Raw genomic sequence first — 17,350 nt, 5'->3', positions numbered from 1 at the left:
TAAAAAATCCGGCCCGCAGGCCGGAAAATTTCAAGATGTTTCTTTAATGTGCTTTTTTATAGAAAAGCAGATAAAGAGCGGGTAGCACAACAAGCGTCAAAATTGTCGAGCTGATGATTCCGCCTACAACGACCACTGAAAGAGGATACTGTATCTCGCTTCCGACCCCCGTGGCAAAAAGCAGAGGTAAAATACCGAAAAGTGTGGTAAATGCTGTCATCAAAACAGGCCTTAGACGCAAAAGAGTTGCATCTTTCAGGAGTACTTCCAATCCCACATGCGGAAACTTGGCTCTTAGTTCATCAATAAAACTGACCAAAACTATTCCGTTGAGTATCGCAATGGCAAATATCGCTATAAAACCAACTATAGCTGACACACTCAAATACTCTCCACTTATAACCAATCCGGCAATACCTCCTATGAGTCCCAAAGGAACACCAAGAAGAATCAAAAGCGATTTTGAAACTGAATTGAATGCGGTATACAGTAATAAAATAATAATCATAATCGTAATAGGAACAATAATCATCAGTTTTTTCGTGGCTTCCTGCATATTTTTAAAGTCTCCTGCCCATCGGATATAGTAACCTGAAGGAATTTCTACCTGTGCTTTGATTTTTTCATTTGCCTCCTCGACGAATGAAGCCACATCTCTTCCTTCAACCTCCATAGAGATAACCATATATCTGCTCAGGTCTTCGCGCTTTATGAAAGAAGGTCCCTGAACAACCTTTATATCGCACACCTCATCGAGTCTGACCATTTTACCGTTTGGTGAACGAAGCTGCAGAGCTTTTATATTTTCTATGCTTTTTTTTGCATCTTTTATCTTGGGAACTATCCCAAATCTTCTAACCCCCTCTATCTTTTCGGTAACAGGCTCTTCTCCTATACCGTGTCTTATAACATCCATAACCTCTTGTACGTCAAGACCGTACCTTGACAGAGCAAGAAAATCCGGCTTTATATCTATCTGCGCCTGTCCAAGCTGAGTTTCCACCTCTACTCTTTCGAGTCCTTCCACACCTGAGAGAGTTTTCGTAATCTGTTCGGCTATAGAGTTCATCACCTTTTGATCTTCTCCGAAAATCTTTACCGCAAGCTCAGCTTTTACCCCTTCAAGCAGCTCTTCTATACGCATAGCAATGGGCTGGGTCGGGATAAATTGAACATAATAAAAATTTTTTTCCAGATCATGAGTCATCTTCTTCGCAAGCTCCTCGATGTTTTTAACATCCGGTTTAAGCGTCAACAGTACTTCCATATAGTTAGCCTGCGCGGTTTCGCCTTTTTCGCTTCGCCCTACCATACTTAGAACAGAGTCAACACTCTCATTATAGTTTTTTAATATATACTTCTCTATTTTTTGTGCCGTATCTACATTTTGTCCCAGTCCGGTTCCGGGTATTGCGATAACACGGTACATGATAGACTCTTCATTGAGTTCCGGCATAAACTCTCGTCCCTGCTGCATAAGCTGCCACATCATCACTAAAAAGAGAGCAGTAACCGAGACAACAACTATTTTTGCATGCTTTAACGCAAACTCCAAAACAGGCAGATATAGTTTTTTGATACCGTTCATAAGAGGGCTTGAAGCATGTTTTACAGGTTTTAACATAAGATATGATAAAACAGGAATAAGAAACAGTGCAACGGCCAAAGAACCTATCATGACAAAAACTATATCTATCGCCATCGGTGAGTATAGTTTCCCGGCAAGGCCCTCGAGACTCAAAAGAGGAATAAAAACAGCCAAAATTATCAGCAGCGCAAAGATTACTGGTTTTGCAACACCTGCAGTTGCTTCGGCTATAATCTGTGTTTTTGAGAGCTCAGGTTTGTCATGAAGAATCCTGAAACAGTTTTCCACAATAACGATAGTACCGTCAACTATCATACCTATTGCTATAGCAAGGCCGCTAAGGCTCATTAGATTTGCGCTTATACCGTACTTCTCCATAAGCAAAAAAGCGACAAGAAGTGAAAGAGGCAAAGAGACGATGACTATAAATGCACTTCTGAGTTCAAACAGAAACAAAAAGAGTATAACGGCAACAAGAGCCGCGCCGCTCATGAGAGCCGAAGTCATTGTATTTACAGCTTTGTGTGTTATTTCGGTCCTGTCGTAAATGGTTTTAATCTCCACACCTTTGGGCAGCGCTCTGTTGACGATAGGCAGTTTTTCCTTGATATGTTCGACAACTTTTGCAGCGTTTGTACCGCTTCTTTGTAAAACCATTCCGAACATCACCTCATCGCCATCTATGCTGACAGCTCCAAATCTTGGGGCTTTCCCTACAGATACATCCGCCACATCACCTATTGTTACTGCTTTTGCTTCCTGTGCTCTTATCACGGTGTTTTTTATATCTTCTATACTTTTATAAAGACCGGATCCACGTATAAGATACTGCTCTCGATTCATTTCCAGATATTGGCCGCCGACTGCCTGATTGCTTCTTTGAAGTGCAGACACTATATCGTCAAATGTCACATCAACAGCCTGAAGACGTTTGGGGTCTATTATCACTTCATACTGTTTCTCAAATCCTCCCCAGCCTATCACCTCCTCTACTCCGTCAACCGACTTTAAAAGAGGTGCAACAACATAATCTTGAAGTTCTCTAAGTTTCGTCAGTGTCAATTTTTTGTTTTTATCTTGAAGTGCATACCAAAATACCTGTCCAAGTCCCGTAGTATTGGGACCCATAACAGGCCTACCCCAACCTTTTGGTATATCAACGCCTCTTAACCTTTCAGCAACAAGTTGACGTAGAAAATAGATATCGTAATCATCCTCAAAAAACACCGAAACATAAGAGAGTCCAAACATAGAGTTTGAAAGTATCATCTTCACTCCTGGCAAACCTGCCATTGCCGACTCTATAGGATAGGTTATCAGTTTTTCTATATCCTGTGCTGAATTTCCAGGGCTTTCTGTATAGATAACCACCTGTTTCGGGGTGATGTCCGGAAAAGCATCGATAGGTATATCTTTATAGGCTTTATAGCCAAACCCTGCTATCGCTATAAAAAGTGCGATTACAAGAAGCCTGTATCGGATCAACAGTTTAAAAAATTTTTCCATATTAAATCCTTAATGACCGTGTCCGCCAAGCTCAGACTTGAGCAGCAGCGATTTTACAAAATATACTCCCTCCGAAACATACTCCTGACCGGCTTTGATACCTGCAACAGCAACATCATCTCCGTTAACAGCCAACAACTCAACAACAAGAGGAACAAATCCTGGACCCTCTTCATGGCCATGTTCATCATGCTCTTTATGATCGGCATTCATCTCATGGCTGCTATGATCTTCATGATCAGTATGCTTTTCATGATCTTCTTCATCATGGTGATCGTTCCCATGCTCTTCGTGGTTATGCTCTTCTTCATCTTTGTGAGACTCCTCAACAAACTCAGCCTCTTCGGCAGGCACAAAAACAACCCACTCGCCTTTGAACATTGTAAGGGCCGACCTTTTTACAGCCACATATTTTTTATACGGTTTAACTGCTATACTCATCTCTCCGAAAGCATTAAGCAAAAGTTTCTCTTTATCACTCTCTATCCAGAAAAGCACCTGTGCTCTTTGTGTCTCTTCGTCAACTTTCGGCAAAAGCTGTTCGAAACTGCATTTAAATCGTCTTGAACCGATCTCTAACCACCCTTTTACATCATTATCCAGATCGTATGCATCTTTTACTGCAACATAGGCTATTGCATAATATCCGCTCTCGTTTACAAGTTCGGCTATAGAAGTTCTGGCTTCGAGATTTGAGTGAACAGGAACTAGAAGGCGACTTATAACACCATCGGCATGAGCGTGTATAAAAAACTTGTCCGTCGCCTTTTTTACGCTTTTTGGATCTATATCTAAAGAAGAGAGCTGAGACTTTACGGTACCCAGATTTGCAGATATTTCAGCTATTTTTATTATCTCGTCTGTAAGTTCCTTCTTGGATGCCAGACCTTTTTTGAACAGTTTTTTAACGGACTCAAGGTTTTTTTGAGAAGCTTCGAGCTGCTTTGAGAGATAAACATAATGGGCGGTTAACCTTGAAAGTTCCAAAGATTTTATCAGAGCTATTTTTTCGCCTTTTTTCACTTTTTGACCAGGTTTTACATAGTACTGCTCCAGATGGCCTGAAATCCTGGAGACTATGTTTTGGCGCTGGTTTGAAAGCTGCACCACTTTCGCGTTTACATTCAGTGTCTTGCCGAATGTTTTGATAGTCGCTCTGTCCAAAACGATATCCGAAGCATTTAACATTAAAAATGAAAAGATTATTATCAGTAATTTATTCATAATAGCGTCCTTGCAGATAGTTTAATTCTATAATATGGCTGTTGGCCTGCTTTTGAAGCGTCAAAAGCTTTCGTTTTGTATCAAGAAGACGGTTTTTCGCATCCAAAAGATCCAGAAGCGAACCTTTCGAGATACGGTAACCCTCTTCAAAAAGTTTTAAAAGTTCAGTTTCTTGTTTCAAAAGCTCTTTTTGCATCTCATACATTTTTTTCAGATTTCTCAAAGAGGCATATAGAGACTCTATCCGTTTACTTTGTCCTGTCTCTAAATAATTTTCCTCAAATGAAGCCTGTAAAGCCTTTATACGCGCCAATTGAGCCTCCTCTTTATTTCTATTGAACAGAGGCAGTTCGATTGCAACGCCGGCTCTCATTATTGACTGATCCGGTTCGTTTTCGTATTCGGCAAACAGGTCTATCTCCTTTATCAGACGGCTTTGAAGTTTTGCTTCTTTTATGTATTGATCCCGTTTTTTTCGCAGGATCTCTATATCGGGACTGTTCACTGTTTTCGACTCCGGTATATCATCAAATTTATAAATAAACTCTGTTTTAAGGGTAAATTTTTCTTCAATACCCGAAAGTGAGAAAAGTTTGTAATACGCCAATGACAATTCATTTTCCCGGGAGATAATAGTATTTTTCACATTGGCAACTTCAAGAGATGCCTGTAGAAATTTCGCTTTTGTTCCAGTACCATTCTCAAATCTCTGTTTTGCTATCTGTTCAAGCCTTTTGGTAATTTCGAGTTCTTGTTTGAGCAAAGAGACCATATGATGCTTATATACATACTCTGTATATGCCTTTTCCAAAGAGAAAATAAAATTTGCTTTGCTTCTTTTGTATCCTGCATCGGCTAATGATCTCTCTGATCTTGCCAAAGCTTTCAAATCCTCTTTCAGGCCAAACATTCTGACAGGCTGAGATATCGCAGCCCTCCAACCGTTCTCGGCTTTTAGAGTCTCCGATTCAAAACGGCTCGCCTCCATCTCAAAAGTAGGATTTTTGTAACGCAGAAGTATTTCGCTTTTCTTTTTGGCAACCGATTTATAAAGTTCCAAACTTTTGATATGAAACGAACTTTTCAAAGCAATATTTTTTAAAGTTTCAAAGTCTTTCGCCTCTTCTAAGGGTTTTTGCGCTCCCCATAAAAAAGCGATTGACAACAAACATAACAATATTAATTTCATGCACACCCCTTTAGGCAATAAAATACTTTTTATGATTATGATGAAGAAATAAAAATAGGAAAGTGATAAGAGGTTATGCTTTTGGAGGTTCGCAGACCTGTTTTAAATAAGGAGATTTATATTCGGTAGGATTATAAGGAACTTTTTTACAATGAGTTATAGTCAGAAGTACATTATGAGAAGTTGCAGGAATTGCATTGAAGTGAAACATGTGGTGAAAATCGCACACATCACCACACCCTTCACTCTGTTCAATCTCGGCGATATACTGTTCTACACTTATGTGTTCACAGTGATCAGCAGCAGTAAAAACAAGTGCGTGAGAGATGTTTAAAAACATTGCAAACAAAAGTATAACTGCTACTGCTCTCTTTCGCATCTATTTTCCCTTCCATTACTTTGCAACGATTATAGCAAAATTATCAAAAAAATTTTTAAATTTCAATCTCTTCTACGATATTTAGCCCAAAACCGCTAAGACCTATAAACTCTTTTCCTTTGTGTGACGTCAGAAGTTTTATATTTTTAACACCGAGATTTTTCAGTATCTGAGCACCTACGCCAAACTCTTTTGTCTGATCCTTTGACATACCCGGATTGTTTATAAATACCAACGTTCCGCTGTTTTTTTTAAGAAACTCAATGGAATTAATAAGTGATTTGTATCTTTTTTGATTTAGCAAAAGTTCCGCATCAGGTACAACATTATGAAATTTTACATTGCAGGTCTCATGTGGACTGTAAAATTGTATAGCTGTATGAGTGTTGTTCAGATGGTCTTTGAAATCGATTCTTTTTGCTTTCACATCGAAAAAATCCACAATCTCTTCACTAACCTTTTCCACCAATGATTCGTTTCTTAATCTGTACTCCACAATATCGGAAATATATACCGTTTTTAGATTATGTTTTTTTGCAAATTTTTCCAAATCGTTACGCCTTGCCATCGTCCCATCTTCGTTCATTATCTCACATATAACCGCTGCTTCTCTAAGACCTGCAAGACGACATATATCGACTGAACCTTCCGTATGCCCTGTTCTTACAAGAACCCCGCCCTCTTTTGCTATAAGCGGAAATATATGTCCCGGCTTTACAAAGTCATCCGGAGTGCTTATAGGATTTGCAAGCAACTTTATTGTCAAATCTCTTTCATATGCAGATATTCCGGTAGTTACCTCTTTAGCATCAACCGATACTGTAAAAGCAGTTTCATGCTGTGAGTTGTTGTTGTTAACCATTGGATAAAGTTCAAGACGGTCGGCTATTTTTTTGGAAATGGCAACACATATAAGGCCTTTTGCATGTGATGCCATGAAGTTTACTTTCTCAGGTGTACTGAAATTCGCCGCATAAACGAGATCACCCTCATTTTCACGGTCCTCATCATCTATCATTACAATCATATTACCGTTTTTTATCTCTTCAATTGCTTCGATTACTCTTTTGACAGGCATTAAAACTCCGTATTTTTTTTAAAAATTATACCATTTAATAACAACAATGTCATTGGCATATATAAAGAATTCGTAGAATTTTTCAATGGGGTATTGACAATATTGAAAAAATGTAATATAATTTCAGCCGAATTTGAGGGAAAGATTCCCGAAAATTGGGGTGTCGCCAAGCGGTAAGGCAGCAGGTTTTGGTCCTGCCATTCGGGGGTTCGAATCCTCCCACCCCAGCCACGTTTCTTTATGACGCGGGATAGAGCAGTCTGGTAGCTCGTCGGGCTCATAACCCGAAGGTCGGGGGTTCAAATCCCTCTCCCGCAACCAAATTAAAAATTTCTTATAGATTTATCCTTCTTTATCTTCTAAAATTATTTTTATTTTTTAATATCCCTCTAAACGCTTTTCAAATAATATTTTTTTGTCACAATATTAATTTGAAAAGAAGTTTTTGCTATGTATAAAAAAAATCCTGCCACTTCCAAAACCGCATCAAGACTTCTTTACATAGTAAAAAAATTATACAACAACGAACAACTCTCTCAAAAAGATCTCGCAAAATTTTTCAATGTAAGCGAAAGAACGATATACAGATATATGAAAGAGAGAATCGACCCAGTAATACCCCTGAGAAAAAACGGAGATATATGGTATCTCTCAAATATCGAAACAATTTTGGAAATAGAAAACAAACTTATAGAAAAGAATAGACTTGAAGAAGATTTGCAAAAATATTATCCTCTCCTGGAAACGATTTTCAACGCTACACAAAGAGATATGGCAGTTATTTTTGGTTATACAAACCGACACGAAAAGTTTTCACACAAAACAGTTACTCCCATAAAATTTTACAAAGAGACAGGACTTTGGTATCTGATAGGCTACGATCATGAAAAAAAAGAGATAAGAACATACAGAGTTTCCAGTATCTCCTTTGCAAAAAAAGCTGAAACTAACAGAGCAAAAATTAAGATAAACAAAATATCAAGCGTATGGCAGGATTTCAATAAAGAGAAGCTTCACATCAAACTGCTGATTCTAAAAGACATCGTCTATCATATCAAACGCTCTCCTCTGCACCCTACGCAAAAAGTAGTCGACTGTTTCGAAAACGGCGATATAGTAATCGAAACTGAAATAACAAACTTTATGGAGATATTACCACAGATAAAAAAATTTATACCCCATATTTTTATTCTCTCTCCTGAAAACATAAGAAATTCACTTAAAACTGAAATAGAGAATTATTTGGAAAAAATAGATATTTATAAAGAGTAATTTCCATATATGTGTCAAATTATTCAAGTATAATATGAAAAAAGGCGAGAAACCGGAAACAAAAAATTTGCGAAAAAGATGATAAAAAGCTTCTATGATTATTAAAGTCAAGATAAAAGTACATAAAGTGTACATTGAGGATCGTATATGAAATATTTTGAACTGAAAGTAGACCTGTTTTTAAAATACGATATCGAGCATAGAAAAAGCTATGAACCCTTGTCGAAAATGGTCTCATCTGCTTTAAACAACACCTCTTTTAAAGAACTTCACAATGAAAACCGTTTCAAACATTATGTTTTCAGCAATATGTGGAAAACTTCTAAAGACGGAATATACAAAAAAGGGAACAATCTTTTTTTTCTGAGAACCCCCGATGAAAAACTCTTTTCAGAACTTGGCAAAGCACTTTTTGACTATGAAAATGATATTTTCAAAATAACTGGTGTGTCAAAAAGTATCCACAGTCAAAGATTCATCTCTTCTTTGATATCTGTTACACCTGTCTTTACAACTTTCTCTAAGAATCGTAAAGTCTACTTCTGGACACTTCAAGAAGACGGTAATATCAACTATCTTTTAAAAACTATACACAACAACCTTAAAAAGAAATATGAAAGCTTTTATGGAAACAAAATCGATACAAAAGATAGCTTTATAGAATATTTTCAGATAAAAAATCAAAAACCACAGACAATTTTCTACAAAAGCGTGAAATTTTTTGGAAACAAGTTTTATATCGTTCCCAAAAGTGACGAAGCAAGCCAAAAGTTGGCATTCATGGCCCTGTCCTGCGGTTTGGGAGAAAAAAACGCTCTTGGCGGAGGATTTTGCAAAGGATTTGGGAAGGTGTAAAATGATAGCTGATTTATTGGAGTTTTTTGATATAGACTTTCAAAAAGCTATAGTCGATAAATATAAATTGAAAGATGGTCTATATGTCAAAATAGGAAAAGAAACAGAATACTTTATATATAAAAATAGAAAAAACGAACAAAAAGAACATTGCTTGAAAGATTTATCAGGTGAAATAAAAGAAGGCGAATACAAATGGTTTGCCATTAGAGATTATATAAGCAACTATTTGAATTCCAACAAAGCGATAGATGCACCAAAAAAGAAAATCCATAACAATAACTACCTGACGCTTTTTGTAAAAGCAAAAGAGTTTGTTGATGAAAACAAAGAACATTTTATAGATAAATTATATGAAAATCTGAAAAATTTCAGGAATTTTAATAAAAAAGAAGAGATTAAAGTTTTGAAAGACTTTGAAGACTACATTCTTGATGAAACAAGACAAAAAGATATCGAAGCTAAAAAACAAAAATTTTTGGATATTTTTGATGAAATTATAAAAATCTCAAAAGAAAATGAAATCAAAAACTATATAAAAATCTTCTTTGATGAACCAGTAAAAAAATATAAAGATGAAGCCAAAATATACTTTGCACTCAAAATATTCAACAAAATTGAAACCATTATAGAGATTGACGAAGAGATATACGGTTTGAGTGATTTCAATATGGGACTAAATCAAAAAAAGCCATATTTGGAACATAAAACCAGAGGTTTCGAGCTTCCCTTTATGGTTAAAAAGGAAGAGATTTTCAGATACAAAGAACTTTTCGATTTTCTAAAAAATCTCGATAATTTGATAGAGACAGAAAAAAATATTTTCAGACCCGCAATCTATTTACGAAAACATTCAAATAATGACCAGACGGAAATCGTCGATTTTGACATTGTTAGCATAAAGACAAATAAACTCGAAAAGCCATTTCTTTTTAAAAACCATCTTCTCGCAATTGATAAAAACGGATATATAGAAGATGAAAAAATTACTAAGGTCGATTCACTGTTCATGACTGTAGATGAAATTTTTTACAATGGCAATCTCTCAAAAAATCTTTATAACGATGTATATAGCCGTTTATCAAATGAACTACAAAATCTTCTGTATCTTACACGTGAAGCAATGATAAATTTTTCTAAAAAGGGCGAGATAGAAGGCTTTTTTTACATAACAAAAAAATACGGAGACGATTTTATCAGATATCATTTAAGATCAAACAATGAGTTTAAAGCGAAGAGAGCTTTAAATCTGAAACTCTCTATATTGGAATATGAAGGAGTTGGAATTATGGATATAGAAACAAAACTTGAGGAACTGAACGAAAAGGTTCAAGGTAGTTTGAGAGAAATAAACGGTGAAGACTTTTATATATTAAGCGGACAAATCATAAAGTATCTACTGGATAAAAGCAAAAAAAATGACAAAAGAGCCGATATGATAGAACCTTTTTTGAGAGCGGGGAAAGCCGGAAAATTGAAACAGGAGATAGAGGGACTCTATTTCAAGTATAAACACGAAATACCTATCAACTTTTCCAAATTAAATAACGCTATAGCATTGGTAATGTCATACGAAAATGATAACGAAAAGGTAAGCATGTTTAAAGATAAACTGTTTATAGGACTTTTGAGTGAAAATATCTTTTACAGGAGCAGCAAATGAAAAAAGCATACGGAGTCATTGGAATAAGAGCCATTATGAGCAATTGGAACGCTGACTTTACAGGAAGGCCCAAAACTACAAGCAATGGCGAGATATTTGGCAGCGACAAAGCTTTGAAATATCCGATTAAAAAAATGTGGGCAAATGAAGGGAAAAATGTCATATATCTCAAAAGCTACACTGAAGCATATAATAAAAAAGATAAAAGAAAATATTTGAGACCCAAATCGTTAAAAGAGAGATATGAAGAGTTTTTTGGAGAACTTACAACCACAACTTCAACAAAAGAGGTTCTGAAAAATCTTTTTAAATGTATAGATATAAAAAATTTTGGTGCCACTTTTGCGGAAGAAGGTCAAAATATCTCTATTACAGGGGCTGTTCAATTTGGACAGGGGTTCAACAGATTCGAAGATACTAATGTAGAAATACAAGATATACTTTCACCATTTGTGGATGGAAAAAAAATAAAAGAATTAGAAAAAGGGACTTCAAACCTGGAAGAGATAAACCAATCTACTCTTGGCACAAAGATCATGGTAGATGAAGCACATTACTTTTACGGATTTAGCGTAAATCCAAAAAATTATGAAGAGTACAATAGTCTGCTTGAAAATTTTGAAGGATACACAAAAGAGGATTTTGAAGAGTTCAAAAGAGTAGCAAGATTCGCAGTAACAAATTTTGCTACCAATTCAAAATATGGCTGTGATAACGAATTTGCCTTGTTCGTGGATTTCGATGATGAAGTATATCTACCTGATCTTAGTGAGTATATAAAGTTTGACAGCCAAGAAAGAATGATAGACTTATCTGACATAGAAAAACTGATCGGTGAGAAAGGAAATGTTGAAGTTTATATCAACCCTTACAAGCTGAAAGTAGATACAAAATACAGACTGAAAGATATTTTTAGCGGTAATGAGATATGAAGACCATCAGCTTTAAACTAAGCGGCAATTTTGCCCATTTTAAAAAGCCGGATGTAAACAGTTATGCTTTTTTTAGCTATTCACATATTCACAAGCCGGCACTATTAGGAATTTTGGGTGCAATTATGGGACTTGGAGGATACAGCCAGTTTTATGAAACAAAAAGACTGTCCAAAAAAAAGGAATCTTTATCTAAAGCTCCAAAATATCCAGAGTTTTACGAAAAATTAAACAGCTTAAAAGTCTCCATTATTCCTCTTAAACCATATTTTTCTAAAAAAATCCAAACTTTTAACAATTCAATAGGCTATGCAAGCAAAGAAGAAGGCGGAAATTTGATAGTAAAAGAACAATGGCTTGAAAATCCAGCCTGGGAAATTATAGTCATGGACGACGGAAGTGATATTTTTGGAGAGCTGAAGAATAGATTACAAAAAAAAGAGTTTGCTTTTCTTCCTTATCTTGGTAAAAACGACCATTTTGCAAAGATTGAAGATATAAAAGAAACAGAGCTTAATAGAACAAATAGGGAACTTGTATGCACATCTCTGGTAAAAAAAGATTTAGTTGATTTTGTCCGGATTGCTGATAGATTTGGCAAACAAGTCTATTATGAGGAGTACCTGCCTATTGGATTGAAAGAAAATTTTCTTATATACGAATTTGAAAAATTTATTTTAAGCAACTTGATTGTAAGACCAAAAGGTGAAGATTTTTTTGAAAAAGAAGGTAAAGGAGTCTGGTTTGGGTGAAAAAGAGTTTTTCGCACATATTCACCCGTCAAAACCTCCGGAACTTCTTGAAGAACATAAAAAACTTACAAAAGAGTATTTACAAAAAATATTAAAAAATCAAAATTTGGAATATATTTTAGAAAACCAGATAAATTCGCTTAAGATAACAGATAAAAAATTTGCAAAAGAGCTTATATATAATGCTGTAATTTTGCATGATGAGGGCAAGAAAAATCCTGCTTTTCAGGCAAAAAAGATGAAAAATGAAGCTTTCAAAGTCAGTAAAAGAGCCAACTCTAACCACTCAAAGCTTTCAAGCAAAGAATTCATCAAACTTTATCTGCCAAAAATCAAAGATGAATCAGAGTTTCAAAAAAAACTATTTTTACTTTTGTCTCTATCTTATATTATCTCGAAACACCACTCAAGTTTGGCAAATTTTAGAGATTTCATAGAAGAGATTGAAAACGAACTGAGAGATGAAATAAAAGACTTCGAGAGTTTTAATCTTGAACCAGATCAGTTCGATATCAGCATATATATAGTTACAAAGTTTATATTTTCATTATTAATCAGTAGTGATTACTATGCCACTTTACAATATATGAGCGAAATTGTAACAGATGATTTTGGCAAAGTGAATATTATAGAGCTTAAAAAAGAGTTTGAAAACTTTAAGATAGTTAGAAACGTAAGAGCAAAAAACTATCAAAAGCCAATAGATAAACTTCGAAGCGAAATGTTTTTGGAAGCAGAAAAGACTCTGCTAAAAAATCTCGATAAAAATATCTTTTATCTAAAAGCTCCTACAGGTGCAGGGAAAACTCTGATTTCATTGAATCTGGCACTAAGTTTTGAAAATGTCAATAAAATATTTTATATCTTCCCATTTAATACACTGGTAGAACAGACCAGAAGCAAGATAAAAGAGATTTTCCGAAGTCTCAATTTTATGGTAATAAACTCTATAACACCAATTATCGAAGATGAAGAAAAAGACACTTTACAGTATGAAAAGGTTTATCTAAACAGGCTCTTTTATCATTATCCACTTATTTTAACAACTCATGTGAACTTCTTTGATATCCTTTTTGGAACTGGAAAAGAAGCAAACTTTCCCCTTTGGCAGCTTGCAAACAGCATAATAATAATAGATGAAATACAAAGTTATAACAATAACCTTTGGTGGTATATGGCCGAGTTTTTCGAAAAATATGCAAAACTGCTAAATATCAAAATCATTATAATGTCTGCAACTTTACCAAAGATAGATTCCTTTTTGGAAAATAAAGATATTTTTGTAGAACTTCTTGACAGCAAAAAGTATTTTACACACTCACTTTTCAAAGACAGGGTTGATATAGACTTTTCACTTCTCCAGAAGGATGTGAAGTTTGGTGATTTAAAAAAGATTATACTTGGTAATGATAAAGTACTTATAGAATTTATCAAAAAAGATACTGCAAGAAAGTTCTATGAGTTCATCAAAGATATGAAAGGTTACGAAATATATGAACTTAGTGGAGATGACAATAAACTAATAAGAGAATATGTCATAAACAGAACAAAAAAAGCCAAAAAAATAATTGTAGTTGCAACTCAGGTAATAGAAGCTGGTGTAGATATAGATATGGATTTGGGACTCAAAGACATATCTGTTTTAGATAGCGACGAACAATTTTTAGGACGAATAAACAGAAATGCACTAAAAAAAGGAAAAGTCTATTTTTTCGATATGGATGACGCAGCCTCTGTATACAGAGGTGACAACAGGCTTGCATTCAGTTTAAAAAATAAAAACATTAGAAATATATTTTTAGAAAAGGATTTCGACAGATTTTATGAGATGGTTTTAAATCTCATTAAGAAAAAAGAAGAAAGCTACATAGGCTTTACATCAAAAATAGAGAGTTTTTTAAAAAGTGTAAGAGAACTAGAATTTGACAAGATAGAAAAAGAGATGAAACTAATAAAAACTCAACACTTAACAATATTTTTTCCATACAAAATACCTCTTGATGGGATATATAAAAAGATATTTGAAAAAGTTGACGAAAGATTTATTTTGCAAAATCATCTTGATGGTAAACTGATCTGGGAAGAATTTAAAAGACTAAACGATATAGAAAACTTTGCAAAAAAAGAGATTGAAAGATCAAAACTCAACTATTTGATGCAGTTTTTTACATTCAATCTTCAATTTATAAAAAAAATAGATATTTATAGTGATATGTGCTGCGGAATATATCTTATAAATGAATATGAAGATTTCATAGACGAAAATCTAAAATTTAACAGAAAAAAATTTTTGGAAAAACTGAACTGTGAATTTGAAATATTATGATTAAAACTTTCTCATTTTTGCTTTATAACTGAAATATAAACTGTGAAAAAAAAGCGTAATAGATTGATTAGGATATTTCTACAAAAGTTCTTTTTATATAGAAAAGTAAATATGTGTAACTAAAAGATAGTCTTATAGATGCTATTTGCATAATGTATAACCTTAATTTTATTAACATCAAACATAAATACTTAAATTCCGTTATAGAAACATTAAGGTCTTAAAAATGGTAACCGGCACTTTTATAAACTACTATTTTCATTGCAAAACTCAGCTCTGGCTTCATGCAAACCGTATAAATCTTGAAGATAACAGCGAAGAGGTAAGGATAGGCAAAGTATTACACGAGATCAGAGAAGACAAAGTGAATGAGGTCAGCTTCGAGAATATAAAGCTTGACAAAATCACAAAAGATTTTGTAGTAGAGGTGAAAAAAAGCGACAGTGATCTCGAAGCTGCAAAATGGCAGTTACTTTTATATCTGTATATTCTGAAACAGAAAGGTTTGGACAAAAAGGGACGTTTGGAAATATTTGAAAAAAGAAAGCAAAACAAAAAAAATTTCATTATCAAATTAAATGAAGAAAAAGAAAGAATGTTGACTGATATTATGGATAAGATTGAAAATCTAATTACAAAAGAGTATCCACCGGATCCAAAATTTGATAAAAAATGTAAAAATTGCGCTTTTTTCGAATACTGTTTTATCTAAGGACAATCCATGCCAAAAACAAAATATATTTTTTCTATGGGAGAGCTAAAAAGAAAAGACAACTCTATAGCTTTTAAAAACGAAAAAGGATGGTTTTATCTCCCTATTGAAGGGGTAAGAGAGATCTACTTTTTCAACGAAATCAGCTTTAATTCCAAATTTTTGGACTTTATAGCAAAAGCCGGTATAACTCTGCATTTTTTCAATTACTATGGATACTATAGCGGCAGTTTCTATCCAAAAGATTACCTCATAAGCGGGAATCTTACTATAAAACAGTCTATGGCATATATAGAAAAGCGTCTTCAAATCGCAAAAGCTATTGTAGAAACTGTTGCAGAAAATATCTATGAAATTCTATATCATTATTATCGCCATGGTAAAAAAGAGCTAAAAATCTACCTCGATTGGCTAAGAACAGATGTAAAAAATATGCTCAAAAAAGATCTGCACATAAAGCAGATACTCTTTATCGAGGGACAAATATGGAATAGATTTTATGACAGTTTCAAACATTTTTTACAAGAGGATTTTCTATTGAACAAAAGAGTCAAACGCCCTCCTGACAATCCGATAAACGCCCTAATAAGCTTTGGAAATACTATTTTGTATACAAAAACAATAACGGCCCTGTATCACACTCACCTAAATCAATCAATAAGCTATCTACATGAACCAAGAGAAGCAAGATTCAGTTTGAGCCTTGATATAAGTGAAGCTTTTAAACCAATTATTGTTTTTAAAACTATATTTGAACTTGTAAATCGAAAAAAAATTCAGATTCATAAACATTTCGATAAAAAACTTAATTTTGCTCTTTTAAATGAAACCGGTAAAAAAATCTTTATACAGGCACTGGAAGAGCGTCTAAATGAGAAATTTCATCATAAGAAACTAAAAAGAAAGATCAGCTATCAAAATACCATAAAAATCGACGGTTACAAACTCATAAAATTTTTACTAGAAAATAAAGAATTCAAACCTTTTTCTCTAAAAGAAAAATCATGAAAAACTACAAATATAATTATATTTTCTTGATGTATGATATAGCTGATGAAGAAAGTGAGGCCGGCAAATACAGAGTAGCAAAAGTCTTTAAAATATGCAAAAAGTATCTGAAACATCATCAAAAAAGTGTTTTTAGAGGTACTATAACCCCTTCAAAGCTATTAAAGCTTTCCAATGAATTAAAACAAGTTATAGATGAAAAACTTGATTTTATTTCTATCATAAAACTTCTAAATGCTGCTGCTTTTGAAGAAGAAAAAATCGGGACTCAACAAAAAGATGGAGAATCTTTTTTTATATGATTTTTCCATCCTCTTTTTATTGCAAATAGTTCAAAGTAATGATAAAATGGTATTTACACGCTCTTTGACATTTTATTGTTAAAAAAGATGAAAAAGATTGGAAAAATAAATGTATATTCCCTAAAAATTGGTTTTTCAATAAATTTTTATATACCGATCATCCCATAATATCTTTATTCAACCGATACATATGATGTATTGAAATTTGACATGATGACCGGACAGCTTAAAACGCTCGGATTCAACCGATACATATGATGTATTGAAATTAAACAATCTGTCCGTTTTCGATAGATACTTCCTCCAATTCAACCGATACATATGATGTATTGAAATGAGTAAAATTTATTAGTAATACAGGCTGGGCTTTGCATTCAACCGATACATATGATGTATTGAAATTACTCCAATAGTGCTTTTTCAAGCGTTCCTATGCCTATTCAACCGATACATATGATGTATTGAAATTAAATCCCAGCTCCATTTATGTCGATTAACATCTGATTCAACCGATACATATGATGTATTGAAATAGCCGTAGTCGAGAGGTTGTTTGAAATAAAA

At 34.1% G+C, this 17,350-nt stretch carries 14 protein-coding genes, 2 tRNA genes and 1 CRISPR repeat array (1 of these 17 only partly in view); of the genes, 11 read left to right on the top strand and 5 right to left on the bottom strand.

Annotation, left to right across the window (positions count from 1 at the left end; genetic code table 11):
* Positions 1-43: 43 nt before the first annotated feature.
* The 5 genes from EPR_RS04170 to EPR_RS04150 all read right to left on the bottom strand — a co-directional run bounded on the left by EPR_RS04170 (position 44) and on the right by EPR_RS04150 (position 6,964).
* Entirely contained in the window at positions 44-3,094 is a 3,051-nt protein-coding gene (locus EPR_RS04170) for an efflux RND transporter permease subunit (protein ID WP_200764018.1), read from the bottom strand.
* Positions 3,095-3,103: 9 nt separating this feature from the next.
* Entirely contained in the window at positions 3,104-4,318 is a 1,215-nt protein-coding gene (locus EPR_RS04165; RefSeq protein ID WP_200764017.1) for an efflux RND transporter periplasmic adaptor subunit, read from the bottom strand.
* Positions 4,311-5,507 carry a TolC family protein gene (locus tag EPR_RS04160; protein ID WP_200764016.1) on the bottom strand — a complete coding sequence of 399 codons (1,197 nt, stop codon included), beginning with the start codon at positions 5,505-5,507 and terminating at the stop codon, positions 4,311-4,313. Before EPR_RS04160 ends, EPR_RS04165 begins: the two co-directional genes overlap by 8 nt.
* A 73-nt stretch (positions 5,508-5,580) precedes the next feature.
* Positions 5,581-5,886, bottom strand: a complete 306-nt coding sequence (locus tag EPR_RS04155; protein WP_200764015.1) for a hypothetical protein — start codon at positions 5,884-5,886, stop codon at positions 5,581-5,583.
* Positions 5,887-5,941: 55 nt separating this feature from the next.
* Positions 5,942-6,964, bottom strand: a complete 1,023-nt coding sequence (locus tag EPR_RS04150) for a bifunctional 3,4-dihydroxy-2-butanone 4-phosphate synthase/GTP cyclohydrolase II (RefSeq protein ID WP_200764014.1) — start codon at positions 6,962-6,964, stop codon at positions 5,942-5,944.
* 156 nt (positions 6,965-7,120) lie between these two features.
* On the opposite strand from EPR_RS04150, the gene EPR_RS04145 reads away from it, so the two are divergent.
* From EPR_RS04145 to cas2, 11 genes are all read left to right on the top strand, one after another.
* A tRNA-Gln gene (locus EPR_RS04145) sits at positions 7,121-7,195 on the top strand.
* A 13-nt stretch (positions 7,196-7,208) separates the two neighbouring features.
* Positions 7,209-7,285, top strand: a tRNA-Met gene (locus EPR_RS04140).
* A gap of 129 nt (positions 7,286-7,414) precedes the next feature.
* The gene (locus EPR_RS04135; protein WP_200764013.1) at positions 7,415-8,236 is read left to right on the top strand and encodes a helix-turn-helix transcriptional regulator; all 822 of its coding nucleotides are present in this window, start codon (positions 7,415-7,417) and stop codon (positions 8,234-8,236) included.
* 147 nt (positions 8,237-8,383) lie between these two features.
* Complete coding sequence (cas6, locus tag EPR_RS04130; protein ID WP_200764012.1) at positions 8,384-9,091, top strand: CRISPR-associated endoribonuclease Cas6; 708 nt, start codon at positions 8,384-8,386, stop codon at positions 9,089-9,091.
* Between the two features lies 1 nt (position 9,092).
* On the top strand, positions 9,093-10,754 hold the full coding sequence (locus EPR_RS04125; protein ID WP_200764011.1) for a hypothetical protein: 1,662 nt from the start codon (positions 9,093-9,095) through the stop codon (positions 10,752-10,754).
* Complete coding sequence (locus EPR_RS04120; RefSeq protein ID WP_200764010.1) at positions 10,751-11,686, top strand: type I CRISPR-associated protein Cas7; 936 nt, start codon at positions 10,751-10,753, stop codon at positions 11,684-11,686. Before EPR_RS04125 ends, EPR_RS04120 begins: the two co-directional genes overlap by 4 nt.
* Positions 11,683-12,438 carry a type I-B CRISPR-associated protein Cas5b gene (cas5b, locus tag EPR_RS04115; RefSeq protein WP_200764009.1) on the top strand — a complete coding sequence of 252 codons (756 nt, stop codon included), beginning with the start codon at positions 11,683-11,685 and terminating at the stop codon, positions 12,436-12,438. The genes EPR_RS04120 and cas5b overlap by 4 nt, the downstream gene beginning before the upstream one ends.
* The gene (gene cas3, locus EPR_RS04110; RefSeq protein WP_200764008.1) at positions 12,431-14,764 is read left to right on the top strand and encodes a CRISPR-associated helicase Cas3'; all 2,334 of its coding nucleotides are present in this window, start codon (positions 12,431-12,433) and stop codon (positions 14,762-14,764) included. The genes cas5b and cas3 overlap by 8 nt, the downstream gene beginning before the upstream one ends.
* A 226-nt stretch (positions 14,765-14,990) precedes the next feature.
* Positions 14,991-15,476 carry a CRISPR-associated protein Cas4 gene (locus EPR_RS04105; RefSeq protein ID WP_200764007.1) on the top strand — a complete coding sequence of 162 codons (486 nt, stop codon included), beginning with the start codon at positions 14,991-14,993 and terminating at the stop codon, positions 15,474-15,476.
* A gap of 9 nt (positions 15,477-15,485) precedes the next feature.
* Complete coding sequence (cas1b, locus tag EPR_RS04100) at positions 15,486-16,484, top strand: type I-B CRISPR-associated endonuclease Cas1b (protein ID WP_200764006.1); 999 nt, start codon at positions 15,486-15,488, stop codon at positions 16,482-16,484.
* Entirely contained in the window at positions 16,481-16,786 is a 306-nt protein-coding gene (gene cas2 / locus EPR_RS04095) for a CRISPR-associated endonuclease Cas2 (protein ID WP_234697175.1), read from the top strand. The genes cas1b and cas2 overlap by 4 nt, the downstream gene beginning before the upstream one ends.
* A gap of 175 nt (positions 16,787-16,961) precedes the next feature.
* Positions 16,962-17,350: a CRISPR direct-repeat array (repeat unit 30 nt; unit sequence ATTCAACCGATACATATGATGTATTGAAAT) (it continues 1,288 nt past the right edge of the window).

Origin of the sequence: Nitrosophilus alvini (genome assembly GCF_015100395.1) — a bacterium.
In the GTDB taxonomy this organism is placed as follows: Bacteria; Campylobacterota; Campylobacteria; order Campylobacterales; family Nitratiruptoraceae; genus Nitrosophilus; species Nitrosophilus alvini.
This window is presented reverse-complemented; position numbering and strand designations above follow the sequence as displayed.

Bases quoted from the DNA above. Each gene is read 5' to 3' on its own strand.
- EPR_RS04170 (WP_200764018.1), bottom strand. From the start codon at position 3,094: ATGGAAAAATTTTTTAAACTGTTGATCCGATACAGGCTTCTTGTAATC.
- EPR_RS04165 (WP_200764017.1), bottom strand. From the start codon at position 4,318: ATGAATAAATTACTGATAATAATCTTTTCATTTTTAATGTTAAATGCT.
- EPR_RS04160 (WP_200764016.1), bottom strand. From the start codon at position 5,507: ATGAAATTAATATTGTTATGTTTGTTGTCAATCGCTTTTTTATGGGGA.
- EPR_RS04155 (WP_200764015.1), bottom strand. From the start codon at position 5,886: ATGCGAAAGAGAGCAGTAGCAGTTATACTTTTGTTTGCAATGTTTTTA.
- EPR_RS04150 (WP_200764014.1), bottom strand. From the start codon at position 6,964: ATGCCTGTCAAAAGAGTAATCGAAGCAATTGAAGAGATAAAAAACGGT.
- EPR_RS04135 (WP_200764013.1), top strand. From the start codon at position 7,415: ATGTATAAAAAAAATCCTGCCACTTCCAAAACCGCATCAAGACTTCTT.
- cas6 (WP_200764012.1), top strand. From the start codon at position 8,384: ATGAAATATTTTGAACTGAAAGTAGACCTGTTTTTAAAATACGATATC.
- EPR_RS04125 (WP_200764011.1), top strand. From the start codon at position 9,093: ATGATAGCTGATTTATTGGAGTTTTTTGATATAGACTTTCAAAAAGCT.
- EPR_RS04120 (WP_200764010.1), top strand. From the start codon at position 10,751: ATGAAAAAAGCATACGGAGTCATTGGAATAAGAGCCATTATGAGCAAT.
- cas5b (WP_200764009.1), top strand. From the start codon at position 11,683: ATGAAGACCATCAGCTTTAAACTAAGCGGCAATTTTGCCCATTTTAAA.
- EPR_RS04105 (WP_200764007.1), top strand. From the start codon at position 14,991: ATGGTAACCGGCACTTTTATAAACTACTATTTTCATTGCAAAACTCAG.
- cas1b (WP_200764006.1), top strand. From the start codon at position 15,486: ATGCCAAAAACAAAATATATTTTTTCTATGGGAGAGCTAAAAAGAAAA.
- cas2 (WP_234697175.1), top strand. From the start codon at position 16,481: ATGAAAAACTACAAATATAATTATATTTTCTTGATGTATGATATAGCT.